The sequence below is a fragment of the Pseudomonas sp. NFACC56-3 genome (genome assembly GCF_900100025.1).
GTDB classification, from domain to species: domain Bacteria; phylum Pseudomonadota; class Gammaproteobacteria; order Pseudomonadales; family Pseudomonadaceae; genus Aquipseudomonas; species Aquipseudomonas fluorescens_AA.
Map to the genome: position 1 here is coordinate 78,113 of NZ_FMTK01000020.1, position 15,072 is coordinate 93,184.

Here is a 15,072-nt window from a genome sequence, read left to right on the forward strand (position 1 = left end):
CAGTACGTCGACACATCCCAGGCAACGCTGTTTAGAGCGCGCAAGCTGGCTTGAATTCGCTAATACCAGTAGCCATGATCGCCCCCGTCACCAGCGAAGCTGGCAGGAGTCTGGGTCCCTCTCGAGGTTGACCCAGCGGCGCAGAAGGGCAAATCAAGCTCAACTGCGTGTCGATTGAAGCCGCCTTCGGGCGGCTTTGCTTTTTATGAGGGTAAGGATTGGTCCCGTGTGACAAGCAAGGCTAATGTCCCCAATACGGCACACTAACCATCATTTTTAAAACGACTGAAGAGCGCGAGGAACAGACTGGTTTCTTCAAAGCGGAAAGGCTCGAAAAAGGCCAGATCTGCCATGCTCGAGACACTCGCTACGGGGTCGAAGATCGTATCCAAGATCCGCAGGGCTGCAAGCTTTTGCTTGTGAAAGCTTGCGCAAGTCCCACCATGGGACTATATTCTCACCCATGAGAATTATCGCCATCAGCCATCTGAAAACCTTCTGGGAGAAATACCCAGACTCCGAGCAGCAGTTTAAAGCTTGGCTTGACGATGCCAAGCAGGCCGCATGGACCAACCCAAGCGACATCAAGGCACAATACGGTAACGCAAGCATTCTCAAGAGTCGCCGCGTGGTATTCAACATCAAGGGTAACGACTACCGTCTCGTGGTCGCCATTGCCTACCGCTTCGGCGCTGTGTACATCAAGTTTGTCGGGACTCACCAGCAGTACGACAAAATCGACGCAAACACCGTGGAAATGGAGTAATCATTATGAACATTCGCCCAATCCGCACCGATGAAGAATACCGGGTAGCTCTCAAAGAGATCTCTCCTCTGTTCGAGAATGAGCCTGAACTTGGCACCCCGGAAGGCGATGCTTTTGAAGTCATGGTCACCCTGATCGAGGCCTACGAAACCAAGAACTTCCCGGTTGATCTGCCTGATCCAATCGAAGCCATCAAGTTTCGCATGGAGCAATCCGGACTCACCGCGGCCGATCTGGCTCCCGCTATCGGAAAAACGAACCGCGTATACGAGGTGCTCAACCGTAAACGCTCGTTAACTCTACCCATGATCTGGAAGCTTCACGATATGTTCGGCATCCCAGCAGAAAGCCTGATAAAGCCAGTAAAAGTTGCCTGATACTGGCCCGGCCCGCCGGGCTTTTTCAAACCAGCAAGGACAAGAAATGACCTCAACCGGAGAAAGACATACCAGAGGTCGACCTGGGTGAGTTCGTAAAGCACATCGGCTTGAGAAATCGGTTCCTGGGCGTTACAGCTTGTTGCTGGCTGCAAATCTTTACGGAGGCACCCTCTCCGGCACGCAAAACCCCGCCAAGATTGTTCGCGAAATTGAACTCCTTGAGCAGGGAGAGCTAGGGCAGTTAAAGCAGCCGATCCAGGCAACGCGTGCGGAACACGATCAGATGCTGCTCAAGATTCTAGATCCGTCGGCTGAAGCAATCCAAAAATAGCAGCACAGGATCGCCCACCATTCGTATTTGACTTTACCCATCGCAAGGTATGTCCATAGAGTTTGTGGTCGCCCCCAGACTCTTCGGGCGATGAGGCCGATATTATTTCCCCAACCCCAAATTCGCCTCCGCCAGATCCAACTCCCCCAGCACCTCACGCAGCACATCATCGCCGATCTGGTGATGACGGCTGAGGCGATACAATTCCAGCCGCTGCGCCCGAAAAGCCTTCAAGCGCAGCCGGCGCTCCAGCAGGTCCATTTCGAACGCCAGCGCCTGGGCCTCGGCGGAGTCGTTGAACACGTCGAGCTGGTGGCGATACTCGGACATCAGCCGTGCCTTGACCTCGGTCGCCAACGCCGCCTGGGCCGCATCCGGCGGACTGCCCGCCTCGGTCGGTTCTTCCACTTCCAGCGCATGGATCGCCGCTTCAGCGGTTTTGCGCCAGGCCTCGCGGACTTCGTTGCGACGTTTGTCATCAGGGCTCTTTTCGATGCCCCGCAGCAGCAACGGCAAGGCGATGCACGCCGCGATCAGCGACAGCAGAATCACCCCGGCGGCGATGAAGATCAGCAGGTCCCGCTCGGGAAACGCCTCGCCCGCGTCCAACAGCATCGGCACCGACAGCACACCCGCCAGTGTCACCGCGCCGCGCACGCCACCGAAAGTCAGCAACCAACAAGAACGTGCGGTCGGCATCGGGGTCAGTTCGCCCTGGCCACGCCAGCGTCGCAACAGCCCGGACAAGCGCCAGATGCTTTGCACCCAGACAAACCGCAGTACCAGCAGCACCAGGAAAATCGCCACTACATCCAGGCAACGGTAGAACAACGTCGGCCAGAGCGTGGTCTCGAGGTGGGTCACCGCCTTGATGATGTCCGGCAGTTGCAAGCCCAGCAGCAGGAAGATCAACCCGTTGAAGGCGAACTCCAACAGCGACCAGACACTGCGATTGAGCAGCCGCGTGCCGGTCTGGCGCGGCAGCAGGTCGAGCCAGCTCTGCATCATCCCCGCCGCCACTGCCGAGAGAATGCCCGAGGCGCCCAAGCGCTCAGCCAGCACATAGGCGGCAAACGGCAGCAGCAACATGAACACCACATGGGTGGCCGGATCGTCCCAGCCCTGGGCAATCATCCACGCCCGCAGCCGGCCCATCAGCCAACTCAGGGCCACGCCGACCAGCAGGCCGCCGACCGCCACCAATACGAACGTCAGGCTCGCGCTGGCCAGGGAAAAGACCCCGGTGATGGCCGCCGCCAGGGCAAACTTGAAGGTCACCAGGCCCGACGCATCGTTCATCAGCGCCTCGCCCTGGAGCATGTGCATCAACGGCGCGGGCAGACGGTCGCGGGCAATCGCCGACACCGCCACCGCATCGGTCGGCGACAGCACCGCGGCCAGGGCGAAGGCCACCGGCAACGGGATACTTGGCAGCAGCCAATGAATGAAATAACCGGCACCCACCACCGTGAACAACACCAGCCCCACCGCCAGCGTCAGGATCGGCCCGCGCAAGCGCCACAACTCGCGTTTGGGCATGCGCCAACCGTCGGAGAACAGCAGCGGTGGCAGGAACAGAAACAGGAACAACTCAGGATCAAGGGCCACGTGCAGGCCCAGGGACGGCCAGGCCAGCACAGCACCGGCGCCGATCTGTACCAGGGGCAACGGCAGCGGGATCAACCGTCCGATCAGGCGCGACACGCCTACCAGCATCAACAGGATCAGGACGGTATAAGCGCTTTGCATAACGGACTTCCAATGACAGCCATACACATCTGCGGCAACAGTTGGCCGGTGAAGTGCCATATTAACCGCCAAGGTGAACCGCTGCCGTTGCACATTGGTCGCACCTCAACGGCGTCAATGCGCAGTCGCCTTGGCCGCTCCTAACCTCCACGTGGCAGGAGCGACCGGCGACTATCCGGCGACTATCCGAAGCTAAACAGCTCGCTCAGCGGCATTGAGGGTCGAGCGGCCCGAGACAACATCGACGCCGTCACCCTCATTGTCGCGATCTTCGATCTGTTCGGCCGCCGATATTTCGGCCAAGGGCAACATTCCCTGCAGCTCATCCGGATGAGCGGAATCGCCTAATAGCCTGTCCAGCGCGGCGCTAGCCTCGTCCGCCAACGGCTGGGTCACTACTCCCGTTGTCACCCAGGCGGCGACCACCGGGGCCATCGTCGCCGTAACCGTCGCCTTGCCAATCGCCGCAACACCCGCAGGCGAAATCCCGGCGCGCCTGGCGGCGTTGACAGCGGCGGTCTGGGCCATGCCGATCGCCGTAATACCGCCGGCCAACGCTCCGAGACCACTGACCAAGCCAGTCGGCGTAACCAAGTCTTGCAGCGATTTGCTGCCATCGCGCATCACGTCCAGCGGCAGTTTGCCGACCCGCTTCGCAATGCCCACCGCAGCCCTCCCTACGCCATAATTCTTGAGGTCCTTGTAACGCTGATGCCAGTCTTGACGCCCTAACAGGTATTCCGGGCCAACCCGGTGTTGGGCTTTATCGATGGAATGTTGCAAGTCATAGGCGGCCATGCCTGAAATCGGAGAACCGACGGCAGCTATCACAGAGTCCACCCTGCTGCCCGTTTGCGCATCGACGGCCATCGTCACGACGGGCTGGATGACCGTGCGCAACACGTTTCGCGCGGTGAAGGTCTGGAAAGTCAGGCTGCCTTCGATAGCGCGGGTCATCAGGCTCGGCTTCACCGCCCGGGCGGGCTCCCGCATGACCGGCTCCAGATCGGCACTTTCGGCAACCAGCCACTGGGTGTTGCTAGTAGCACGCTTGATCAGGCCATTGCCGACCGTGTCGGCGGCGCTGCTGACCAGGCCGGAAATCGACGACAGCGCCAATGGAGCGGTAATCGAGCCATTGCCGGTCAGCGCCGGGGCGAAGTCCAGCGCGATGGACGCCGCGCCGAAGGGAACCGAACGAAGGAATCCAACAGTGCCCTGGGACGCGCGATCCAGCCGCGCGCCTTTGGCCAGTACCGCGTCGACGCTTTCCGCGGTTTCCCCGTCATTGGCCAAGGTACGCGAACGATCGTCGATCAGTGCTTCGAAGGCCTGGCGATTGGCACCGTTCATATGCGGCTCGAATACCCGGGTGAGCTGGGCCTTGATTGCACCCGTCCGATTTGCCAGGTCCTGTTCAGCCGTGACAGGGCCGATCGGGACGGACGCAGCGGTCCCGATGGTCAATGTCGTTGAATGGGGCGGGGGTGTTCCTTCAGTTTGATATGCCGGTGGATGGGACGGTGTCAGAGAGATGGAATTCATGGGAGGGTCTCTTGTGCGTACAAGTGGTGGGTTTACTTGTGCTGTGTGGTCACCTATTTCGTATCGGTTCCGTCTCGTCCGATCCGTCGCGACAGTCAAGGCACTGAAAGAAACGACGTGGCATAATCGTCCGCTGATTTTCAGGACGATACCGGGAACGTTTTGGGGGGGAGCATTCATGCCCAAGGAAAACAAGCACTTACGGCTTTTCGGCATCAAAGCCTGCGATACGATGAAAAAAGCGCGCACCTGGCTCGATGATCACGCTGTGCACTACGACTTTCACGACTACAAGACCGCCGGCATCGACCGTGAACACCTGACCCAATGGTGCAACGAGCATGGCTGGCAAGTGGTGTTGAACCGTGCCGGTACGACCTTTCGCAAACTCGACGACGAACGCAAAGCCGATCTCGACCAGACGAAAGCCATCGAACTGATGCTCGCCCAACCCTCGATGATCAAGCGCCCGGTGCTCGATCTCGGTGACCGAACCCTGATTGGCTTCAAGCCAGATATTTATGCGGCAGAGATCAAGTAAGCCTGCCCAGTCCATTTTGTAGAGGTAATTTCATGTCCACTACCCTGTTCAGCCTGGCCTTCGGCGTCGGCACCCAAAACCGTCAAGGCGCCTGGCTGGAAGTGTTCTACGCACAGCCGCTGCTCAAGCCGTCGGCTGAGATCGTCGCGGCTATCGCGCCGATCCTTGGCTACAGCGAGGGCAACCAGGCCATCACCTTCACCACCGCCCAGGCCTCGCAACTGGCTGAGGCCCTCAAGGGCGTCGATGCCGCACAAGCGGCCCTGCTGACCCGCCTGGCTGAAAGCCACAAGCCGCTGGTCGCCACTCTGTTGGCCGAAGATGCCCAACTGAGTTCCACCCCTGAGGCCTACCTCAAGCTGCACCTGTTGTCCCATCGCCTGGTCAAGCCCCACGGCCTGAACCTGGCCGGCATTTTCCCTCTGCTGCCGAACGTGGCCTGGACCAGCCAGGGTGCGATCGACCTGGCCGAACTGGCCGAGCACCAGCTCGAAGCCCGCCTGCGTGGCGAACTGCTGGAAGTATTCTCGGTGGACAAGTTCCCGAAAATGACCGATTACGTGGTCCCGGCGGGCGTGCGCATCGCCGACGCCGCGCGCATCCGCCTGGGCGCCTATGTGGGCGAAGGCACCACGGTCATGCACGAAGGTTTCGTCAATTTCAACGCCGGCACCGAAGGCCCGGGCATGATCGAAGGCCGTGTCTCGGCGGGCGTGTTCGTCGGCAAAGGTTCGGACCTGGGCGGCGGCTGCTCGACCATGGGCACCCTGTCGGGCGGCGGCAACATCGTGATCAAGGTGGGCGAAGGCTGCCTGATCGGCGCCAACGCCGGCATCGGCATTCCGTTGGGCGACCGCAACACCGTGGAGTCGGGCCTGTACGTGACCGCCGGCACCAAAGTCGCCCTGCTGGACGAAAACAACCAACTGGTGAAAGTGGTCAAGGCTCGCGACCTGGCCGGCCAACCCGACCTGTTGTTCCGCCGCAATTCCGAGACCGGCGCGGTGGAATGCAAGACGCATAAGTCGGCCATCGAGCTGAACGAAGCACTGCACGCCCACAACTAAGCTTCACACCACCACCTGTGGGGGCGAGCCCTTGTGGGAGCCGAACTTGCTCGCGATGAACGATGACGCGGTCTTGCAGTTAAACCGTGTCGCTGCCATCGCGAGCAAGCTCGGCTCCCACAATAAAGCCCGCTCCCACAAGGTCCGGCGTAACTCCAGCAGGGCCCGAAAGCATGTTGATCCAATCCCCCTGGCGTGCCGATTTCCCGGCCATCGCCGCCCTGCAACGGCAAGGCCAGACCTACCTGGACAACGCCGCCACCACGCAAAAACCCCAAGCACTATTGGATGCCCTGACGCATTACTACACCAACGGCGCGGCCAACGTGCACCGTGCGCAACATTTGCCGGGCGCCCATGCCACCCAGGCGTTCGAGGACAGCCGCCTCAAGGCTTCGCAATGGCTCAATGCCGGAAACTGCGGGCAGGTGGTCTTCACCCACGGCGCCACTTCGGCGCTGAACTTACTGGCCTACGGGCTGGAACATTTATTCAACCCGGGCGATGAGATCGTCATCAGCGCCCTGGAACACCACGCCAACCTGTTGCCGTGGCAGCAACTGGCCGAGCGCCGTTCGTTGACCCTGGTGGTGTTGCCACTGGATGCCGACGGCGTGATCGATCCTGGCGCCGCCGCCGAACTGATCGGCCCCCGTACGCGCTTGCTGGCGGTAAGCCAGTTATCCAACGTGCTGGGCGCTTGGCAGCCCGTGCCGGCGCTGCTGGCGCTGGCCAAGGCCCAAGGCGCGCTGACGGTGATCGACGGCGCCCAGGGCGTGGTCCATGGCCGCCACGACGTGGAAGCGCTGGGCTGCGACTTTTACGTGTTTTCCAGCCACAAACTCTATGGCCCCGACGGGTTGGGCGTGCTGTTCGGCCGTACCGAAGCCCTTGGCAAGCTGCGCCATTGGCAGTTCGGCGGCGAAATGGTGCAACAGGCCGATTACCACAGCGCCACCTTCCGTCCGGCGCCGCTGGGCTTCGAAGCCGGCACGCCGCCGATTGCCAGCGTGATCGGCTTGGGCGCGACCCTGGACTACCTGTCCGCCCTCGATCCGCAAGCGCTCATCGACCATGAGGCGGCACTGCACGACTACCTGCTCCATGGCCTGCTGGCCCGCAACGGCATTCGCCTGCTGGGCAACCCGCGCCTGGCCCTGGTCAGTTTCGTGGTCGACGGCATCCACAACGCCGACCTGGCGCACCTGCTGACCGAACAAGGCATTGCCGTGCGCGCCGGGCATCATTGCGCGATGCCGCTGTTCAAGCATTTGAAGCTGTCCGGGGCGATCCGCGTGTCGCTGGCGTTGTACAACGACTCCGCCGACATCGAACGGTTCTTCGAAGCCCTCGACCAAGCCCTGGAGATGTTGCGATGAACCTGCCAGCCGATGCCGCCACGGCGCTGCAGATCTTCCGGGACGCGTCAGGCTGGGAGCAACGGGCCCGATTGCTGATGCAATGGGGCGAACGTCTGCCGCCCCTGAGGGACGAGGACAAATGCGAGGCCAACCTTGTCCACGGCTGTGAGAGCCAGGTGTGGTTGGTGGGTCGCTTGCACGACGGGCACTGGCAGTTTTGCGCCAGCAGCGATGCGCGGTTGATCCGTGGGTTGGTGGCGTTGCTGCTGGCGCGGGTCAACGGGTTGTCCGCTGACGAGTTGCAGCAGGTGGACCTACCGGATTGGTTCAACCAGCTGGGATTGTCGCGGCAGCTGTCGCCGTCCCGTAGCAATGGCTTGAATGCGGTGTTGAAGCGAATGTTTGAGTTGACTCAGTAACCGCCATCGCGAGCAAGCTCGCTCCCACAGGGGATTTGGTGTACGCAAATACTGCATTCAGCCCGATCCCATGTGGGAGCGAGCTTGCTCGCGATGAGGCCATCAGCCCCCTCAAACCTGAGGCTTGACCCTGTCCGTCGGTCGCCGCACACCCGCCACGATCTTATCCACAGCCTTGGTCGCCGCGACCATGCCAAACGTCGCCGTGACCATCATCACCGCACCAAACCCACCGGCGCAGTCGAGCTTGACGCCGTCGCCGACAAAACTCTTCTGCAGGCAAATGCTGCCGTCCGGCTTCGGGTAGCGCAATTGTTCGGTGGAGAACACGCAGGGCACGCTGTAGTGGCGGGTCACGGTGCGGGAGAAACCGTAGTCGCGGCGCAAGGTGGAGCGCACCTTGGAAGCCAGTGGATCGTTGAATGTACGGTTGAGGTCACAGACCTGGATCAGCGTCGGGTCGATCTGCCCGCCCGCGCCGCCGGTGGTGATGATCTGGATCTTGCGGCGCTTGCACCAGGCGATCAGCGCCGCCTTGGCGTTGACGCTGTCGATGCAGTCGATCACGCAGTCGATGTTCGGCGTGATGTACTCGGCCATGGTGTCGCGGGTGACGAAGTCCGCCACCGCGTGCACCGTGCAGTCGGGGTTGATCCCCCGCAGCCGCTCGGCCATCACGTCGACCTTGGGTTTGCCGACGGTGCTGTCCAGGGCGTGCAACTGGCGGTTGGCGTTGCTGACGCAGACATCGTCCAGGTCGAACAGCGAAATCTCGCCCACGCCGCAACGGGCGATGGCTTCCGCCGCCCAGGAACCGACGCCACCGACGCCGACGATCGCCACATGGGCCGCCCGCAGGCGTTCCAGGCCCTCAATGCCATACAAACGGGCGATACCGGCAAACCGTGGATCTTCTGTACTCATGACCATTACCCCAAAAACCGGCGCGCATTATAGGGCTTTGTCGTGGCAATTCGAGCGGGTCGCAAAATGAATCTCACCTATTTCCCTTGTGGGAGCGAGCTTGCTCGCGATGGCGTCAGTCCAGTCAATAGAGTATCGACTGATCCACCGCCATCGCGAGCAAGCTCGCTCCCACAGGTTCTGTGTCACACACCGTCGGCATACTTGGGCCCATGGTGGTCGTTTTGCTATAAGATAACCGCCATTTTGCGAACCTTGGCCCAAATGCAATCCAACGGCCGAACTCAGGACCTGTGGGAGCGGGCTTGCTCGCGAAAGCGGTGTGTCAGTCACTCATGCATCGCCTGATACACCGCTTTCGCGAGCAAGCCCGCTCCCACAGAGCCCGTGTTTCCTTTCCATGTTTCCGGAGTTTTCCATGACGGCCCACGCCGACCTCTCGCCGACCCTGCAACTCGCCTGCGACCTGATCCGCCGTCCGTCCGTGACGCCGGTGGATGCCGATTGCCAGAAACTGATGATGCAGCGCCTGGGCAACGCGGGTTTCACGCTCGAGCCGATGCGCATCGAGGATGTGGATAACTTCTGGGCCAGCCATGGCAAGCATGACGGCCCGGTGCTGTGTTTCGCCGGGCACACCGATGTGGTGCCGACCGGTCCGGTAAAGGCCTGGCAGCTCGACCCGTTCGATGCGGTCATCGACGAACAGGGCATGCTCTGCGGCCGTGGCGCGGCGGACATGAAAGGCAGCCTGGCGGCGATGGTCGTGGCGGCCGAACGGTTCGTCGCCGACTACCCGGACCACAAGGGTTCGCTGACCTTCCTGATCACCAGCGATGAAGAAGGCCCGGCCCACCACGGCACCAAAGCCGTGGTCGAACGCCTCAAGGCCCGTCAGGAACGACTGGACTGGTGCATCGTCGGCGAGCCGTCGAGCACTACCTTGGTGGGCGATGTGGTCAAGAACGGCCGGCGCGGCTCCCTCGGCGCAAAACTGACTGTGCGCGGCAAACAAGGCCACGTGGCTTATCCACACCTGGCGAAGAACCCGATCCATCTGGCCGCGCCCGCCTTGGCCGAATTGGCCGCCGAGCACTGGGACCACGGCAACGACTTCTTCCCGCCCACCAGTTTCCAGATCTCCAACCTCAATTCCGGCACCGGCGCGACCAACGTGATCCCCGGAGACCTGGAAGCGGTCTTCAACTTCCGCTTCTCCACCGAGTCCACCGTCGAAGGCCTGCAACAGCGCGTCGCCGACATCCTCGACAAGCATCAATTGGACTGGCACATCGACTGGGCCTTGTCCGGCCTGCCGTTCCTCACCGAACCGGGCGCGCTGCTCGATGCGGTGTCGTCGAGCATCCGGGATGTCACCGGGCGCGAGACCCAGGCGTCCACCAGCGGCGGCACGTCCGACGGTCGCTTCATCGCCACCATGGGCACGCAAGTGGTGGAACTCGGGCCGGTCAACGCGACCATCCACCAGGTCAACGAGCGCGTGCTGGCTGCCGATCTCGACGTGCTGACCGAGATCTACTACAAGACGCTGATCAAGTTGCTCGCCTGATGCTCGCCTGCCCGATCTGCAGTGAACCGCTGAACGCGGTGGACAACGGCGTGGTGTGCCCGACCGGCCACCGCTTCGACCGAGCGCGGCAGGGTTACCTGAACCTGCTGCCGGTGCAGCACAAGAACAGCCGCGACCCCGGTGACAACCAGGCGATGGTCGAAGCCCGCCGCGACTTTCTCAACGCCGGGCACTACGCCCCGGTCGCCCGGCGCCTGGCGGAACTGGCTGCCGAGCGCGCGCCCGGGCGCTGGCTGGACATCGGCTGCGGCGAGGGTTACTACACCGCGCAGATCGCCGAGGCGTTGCCCCATGCCGATGGCTATGCCCTGGACATTTCCCGCGAGGCGGTCAAGCGCGCCTGCAAACGCAACCCGCAACTGACCTGGTTGATCGCCAGCATGGCCCGGGTACCGTTGGCGGACGGCTGCTGCCAGTTCCTGGCGAGCGTGTTCAGTCCGCTGGACTGGCAAGAGGCCAAACGCCTGCTCAGCCCCGGCGGCGGCCTGATGAAGGTCGGCCCTACCGCCGGCCACCTGATGGAGTTGCGCGAGCGCCTGTACGACGAAGTGCGCGCCTACACCGACGACAAGCACCTGGCCCTGGTGCCGTCGGGCATGGCGCTGGATCACAGCGAAACCCTCGAATTCAAGCTGACCCTCGACAACGGCCAGGATCGCGCCAACCTGCTGGCCATGACGCCCCACGGTTGGCGCGCCAGCGCCGAACGCCGCGCCAGCGTGATCGAGCAGGCCGAGCCATTCGAGGTCACGGTGTCGATGCGCTACGATTATTTCGTTCTTCAATAACTTTTTTGATTCCGGGCCCCGGGCAACCGTTCGGGGCCAGTTAAATCCGCGAATGGATTTTTCAAGACCGCAGCGAGGACATCCATGCGCCAACCCGATATCGAGATTTACCTCAAAGACGCCGACGTCGACCACAAGGCCATCGCCGCCTGGCTCGGCCAGGCCCTGGGCCCGTGCAGCGACTGGGTCCAGAAAGGCCAGACCTACAAGTGCAAGGCCGGCAGCATCCCCGTGACCTGGCTGCCCAAGGCCGTGGGCAAATGGAACAGCCTGTACCTGGAAAGCGACCAGACCCCGTGGGAAGACGACATCGCCTGCGCCCGCGCCGCCTTCGCCGCACTGAACGTCGAAGTGCGCTGCGCGCCTGGGTCATGGGTGGAGGAAGAAGGGGAAGAATCGGCGGACCGCTGGATTCGCATCAGCGCCGATGGGGAAGAAGAGATTACCTGGAAAACGGCCTGACAGCTGGGTAGGCCTGTTGCGATTGCCAGGCCCGACGCCACTTGCAATGCTAAAACAGATCCCAATGTGGGAGCGGGCTTGCTCGCGAATGCGGTGTGTCAGGCAATATCCTTGTAACTGATACACCGTATTCGCGAGCAAGCCCGCTCCCACAGGGATTACTGTGACGGCAAGCGCGGCTTACAACCCCACCACATCCTCAGCCTGCAGGCCCTTCTGCCCTTCCACGACCGCGTACTCGACCTGCTGGCCTTCGGTCAGGGAACGGTGGCCTTCACCGCGGATGGCGCGGTAATGCACAAACACATCCACCCCGCCTTCGCGTTGGATAAAGCCGTAACCCTTGGCGTCGTTGAACCACTTCACACTGCCGGTTTCCCGTGCTGCCATGATGCTCACTCCCATTCTTATCTTATAAGTCGACTTTTCGATGGAAAGCCGTACGCACTTTCACCACTGTCTGGCCGTCCATGGGAGGCCGGGGCGGTAACTGCCGAGTATATGACACACGGGAAAACTCTCAACTGACTTTACTTCGCCGCTTTTTTGCCGATTTTCGATGAATCCGGCACACTAGCGGGCTCGAGCAGCCGCTCGGTTTTATCCACTCATGCAGAAGCCGTATGACCCGCTCCCCGTTCCGCCGTCTTGTGTTTGGCACCCTGCGCCGACTGTTGTACCTCTGGGTTCGCTCCGAGACCATCAACCAGTCGTCCTTTACCCTCAACCTCGACCGCAGTCGTCCGGTGTTCTACGTCCTGCAAGACCCTTCGCTCACCGACCTGGCGGTGCTCGACACCGAATGCACCAAGGCCGGCCTGCCCCGTCCGGTGCTGCCGGTCTCGGTGGGTAACCTGCTGGAGCCGGCGGCGTTTTTCTACCTGACCCCCGCGCCGGACTGGCTCGGCCGCCAGGACAAGCGTGGCGCGCCCCCCACCCTGACGCGGCTGGTCGACGCCCTGACTCACAATGCCGCCGAAGACGCCCAGATCATCCCGGTCAGCGTGTTCTGGGGCCAGTCGCCGGACAGCGAGTCCAGCCCCTGGAAGCTGTTGTTCGCCGACAGCTGGGCCGTCACCGGGCGCTTGCGCCGCCTGTTGAGCATCATGATCCTGGGGCGCAAGACCCGCGTGCAATTCTCCGCACCGATCCACCTGCGTGAACTGATCGAACACGGCAAGGGCCACGAACGCACCGTGCGCATGGCCCAGCGGATCCTGCGGGTGCACTTTCGCAACTTGAAAGCGGCGGTCATCGGCCCCGACATCTCCCACCGCCGCAATCTGGTCAAGGGTCTGTTGAACCAGCCGCTGGTCAAGCAGGCGATTGCCGAGGAAGCCGAGCGGGAAAAGATCTCCCCGGAAAAAGCCAAGGCCCAGGCCCTGCGCTACGGCAACGAGATCGCTTCGGACTACACCTACACCGCGATCCGCTTCCTGGAAGTGGTGCTGAGCTGGTTCTGGAACAAGATCTATGACGGCATCAAGGTCAACCACATCGAAGGCGTGCAGAACGTCGCCCAGGGCCACGAAGTCATCTATGTACCGTGCCACCGCAGCCACATCGACTACCTGCTGCTGTCGTACCTGCTGTTTCGCAACGGCCTGACGCCACCGCACATCGCCGCCGGCATCAACCTCAACATGCCGGTGATCGGCGGCCTGTTGCGCCGAGGCGGGGCGTTCTTCATGCGCCGCACTTTCAAGGGCAACCCGCTCTACACCGCGGTGTTCAACGAATACCTGCACACCCTGTTCACCAAAGGCTTCCCGGTGGAGTACTTCGTCGAGGGCGGTCGCTCGCGCACCGGACGAATGCTGCAACCCAAGACCGGCATGCTCGCCATCACCCTGCGCAGCTTCCTGCGCTCCTCGCGCATGCCCATCGTGTTCGTGCCGGTCTACATCGGTTATGAGCGGGTGCTGGAAGGCCGCACCTACCTGGGCGAACTGCGCGGGGCCAGCAAGAAGAAGGAATCGATCTTCGACATCTTCAAAGTCATCGGCGCCCTCAAGCAGCGTTTCGGCCAAGTGGCGGTGAACTTCGGCGAACCGATCAAGCTGGCGGAATTCCTCGACGGCGAACAACCCGGTTGGCGCCAACAGGAACTGGGCCCGCAATTCAAGCCGGCCTGGCTCAACGCAACCACCCATCGCCTCGGCGAGCGCGTGGCCCGGCACCTGAACGAGGCCGCGGCCATCAACCCGGTCAACCTTGTCGCCCTGGCGCTGCTGTCCACCAGCCGCCTGGCCCTGGACGACCGCGCCATGGCGCGGGTGCTCGACCTGTACCTGGCGTTGCTGCGCAAAGTCCCGTACTCGCCCCACACCACCCTGCCCGAAGGCGATGGCCAAGCGCTGATCGAACACGTGAAGGGCATGGACCTGCTGTCGGAACAGAACGATGCCCTGGGCAAGATTCTGTACCTGGACGAGCAGAACGCGGTGCTGATGACCTACTACCGCAACAACGTGCTGCACATCTTCGCCCTGCCGGCGTTGCTGGCGAGCTTCTTCCAGAGCAGCTCGCGCATGAGCCGCGAACAGATCCTGCGCTACACCCATGCGCTGTACCCGTACCTGCAATCGGAGTTGTTCATTCGCTGGTCGCTGGAAGAGCTGGACGGCGTGGTCGACCAATGGCTCGACGCGTTTGTGGAACAGGGCCTGCTGCGTTTCGAAAACGACCTGTACCTGCGTCCGGCGCCGAGTTCACGGCACTTCGTGCTGCTGACCCTGCTGTCCAAAAGCATCGCCCAGACCTTGCAGCGCTTCTACATGACCGTCTCGCTGCTGCTCAACAGCGGTCAGAACAGCGTCAGCGCCGAAGAACTGGAAGACCTCTGCACCGTCATGGCCCAGCGCCTGTCGATCCTCCATGGCCTGAATGCACCGGAATTCTTCGACAAGAGCCTGTTCCGCCACTTCATCCAGACGATGCTGGACCTCGATGTGCTGCGCCGCGACGAGGCCGGCAAGCTCAGCTACCACGAATTGCTGGGCGAACTGGCCGAAGGCGCGGCCAAGCGGGTGCTGCCAGCGGAGATTCGCCTGTCGATTCGCCAGGTGGCGTTGCATCGCAGTGAAGATGCGGCGGAAACCGCCGTCAGCCCAGACCTTTGACATTGCCCGATCACTCACCCCGGACA

15 protein-coding genes are annotated in these 15,072 nt (G+C 62.1%); 11 read left to right on the forward strand and 4 right to left on the reverse strand.

Annotated features, from left to right (window positions below; all coding sequences use genetic code 11):
• The first annotated feature begins 463 nt into the window (after positions 1-463).
• From BLO80_RS22705 to BLO80_RS22715, 3 genes are all read left to right on the forward strand, one after another.
• Positions 464-766 (forward strand): type II toxin-antitoxin system HigB family toxin, encoded by a 303-nt coding sequence (locus tag BLO80_RS22705; protein WP_092330675.1) that lies wholly within the window; start codon positions 464-466, stop codon positions 764-766.
• Between the two features lie 5 nt (positions 767-771).
• Positions 772-1,143 (forward strand): helix-turn-helix domain-containing protein, encoded by a 372-nt coding sequence (locus tag BLO80_RS22710; protein ID WP_092330678.1) that lies wholly within the window; start codon positions 772-774, stop codon positions 1,141-1,143.
• A 139-nt stretch (positions 1,144-1,282) separates the two neighbouring features.
• Complete coding sequence (locus BLO80_RS22715) at positions 1,283-1,477, forward strand: hypothetical protein (RefSeq protein WP_092330680.1); 195 nt, start codon at positions 1,283-1,285, stop codon at positions 1,475-1,477.
• A 102-nt stretch (positions 1,478-1,579) separates the two neighbouring features.
• Here BLO80_RS22715 and BLO80_RS22720 read toward each other — a convergent pair whose 3' ends face one another.
• Together BLO80_RS22720 and BLO80_RS22725 are read right to left on the reverse strand one after the other, a co-directional pair.
• Positions 1,580-3,226, reverse strand: coding sequence for a Na+/H+ antiporter (locus BLO80_RS22720; protein WP_092330683.1), 1,647 nt, complete (start codon positions 3,224-3,226; stop codon positions 1,580-1,582).
• Positions 3,227-3,418: 192 nt separating this feature from the next.
• Entirely contained in the window at positions 3,419-4,579 is a 1,161-nt protein-coding gene (locus BLO80_RS22725; RefSeq protein WP_256574234.1) for a type III effector protein RopAA, read from the reverse strand.
• Positions 4,580-4,949: 370 nt separating this feature from the next.
• Here BLO80_RS22725 and BLO80_RS22730 point away from each other — a divergent pair, with 370 nt between their 5' ends.
• The 4 genes from BLO80_RS22730 (at position 4,950) to BLO80_RS22745 (ending at position 8,159) form a co-directional block, all read left to right on the forward strand.
• Positions 4,950-5,312, forward strand: a complete 363-nt coding sequence (locus BLO80_RS22730; protein ID WP_092330688.1) for an ArsC family reductase — start codon at positions 4,950-4,952, stop codon at positions 5,310-5,312.
• 32 nt (positions 5,313-5,344) lie between these two features.
• Positions 5,345-6,379 (forward strand): 2,3,4,5-tetrahydropyridine-2,6-dicarboxylate N-succinyltransferase, encoded by a 1,035-nt coding sequence (gene dapD, locus BLO80_RS22735; RefSeq protein WP_092330690.1) that lies wholly within the window; start codon positions 5,345-5,347, stop codon positions 6,377-6,379.
• A gap of 173 nt (positions 6,380-6,552) precedes the next feature.
• The gene (locus tag BLO80_RS22740; RefSeq protein ID WP_092330693.1) at positions 6,553-7,758 is read left to right on the forward strand and encodes an aminotransferase class V-fold PLP-dependent enzyme; all 1,206 of its coding nucleotides are present in this window, start codon (positions 6,553-6,555) and stop codon (positions 7,756-7,758) included.
• A complete protein-coding gene (locus tag BLO80_RS22745) occupies positions 7,755-8,159 on the forward strand; it encodes a SufE family protein (protein ID WP_092330695.1) in 405 nt (134 codons plus the stop codon). Before BLO80_RS22740 ends, BLO80_RS22745 begins: the two co-directional genes overlap by 4 nt.
• Before the next feature lie 111 nt (positions 8,160-8,270).
• Here the strand turns inward: BLO80_RS22745 and tcdA are convergent, their stop codons facing one another.
• Entirely contained in the window at positions 8,271-9,089 is an 819-nt protein-coding gene (tcdA, locus tag BLO80_RS22750) for a tRNA cyclic N6-threonylcarbamoyladenosine(37) synthase TcdA (protein ID WP_092330698.1), read from the reverse strand.
• A gap of 412 nt (positions 9,090-9,501) precedes the next feature.
• On the opposite strand from tcdA, the gene dapE reads away from it, so the two are divergent.
• From dapE to BLO80_RS22765, 3 genes are all read left to right on the forward strand, one after another.
• Complete coding sequence (gene dapE / locus BLO80_RS22755; RefSeq protein WP_092202223.1) at positions 9,502-10,653, forward strand: succinyl-diaminopimelate desuccinylase; 1,152 nt, start codon at positions 9,502-9,504, stop codon at positions 10,651-10,653.
• Complete coding sequence (locus BLO80_RS22760) at positions 10,653-11,462, forward strand: putative RNA methyltransferase (protein WP_092330701.1); 810 nt, start codon at positions 10,653-10,655, stop codon at positions 11,460-11,462. Before dapE ends, BLO80_RS22760 begins: the two co-directional genes overlap by 1 nt.
• 84 nt (positions 11,463-11,546) lie before the next feature.
• Positions 11,547-11,924 carry a hypothetical protein gene (locus BLO80_RS22765; protein WP_053182357.1) on the forward strand — a complete coding sequence of 126 codons (378 nt, stop codon included), beginning with the start codon at positions 11,547-11,549 and terminating at the stop codon, positions 11,922-11,924.
• A 180-nt stretch (positions 11,925-12,104) separates the two neighbouring features.
• On the opposite strand, the gene BLO80_RS22770 is transcribed toward BLO80_RS22765, so the two are convergent.
• Positions 12,105-12,314 carry a cold shock domain-containing protein gene (locus BLO80_RS22770; protein ID WP_092165825.1) on the reverse strand — a complete coding sequence of 70 codons (210 nt, stop codon included), beginning with the start codon at positions 12,312-12,314 and terminating at the stop codon, positions 12,105-12,107.
• Between the two features lie 233 nt (positions 12,315-12,547).
• Here BLO80_RS22770 and plsB point away from each other — a divergent pair, with 233 nt between their 5' ends.
• Positions 12,548-15,046, forward strand: coding sequence for a glycerol-3-phosphate 1-O-acyltransferase PlsB (gene plsB / locus BLO80_RS22775; RefSeq protein ID WP_092330703.1), 2,499 nt, complete (start codon positions 12,548-12,550; stop codon positions 15,044-15,046).
• Positions 15,047-15,072 lie beyond the last annotated feature (26 nt).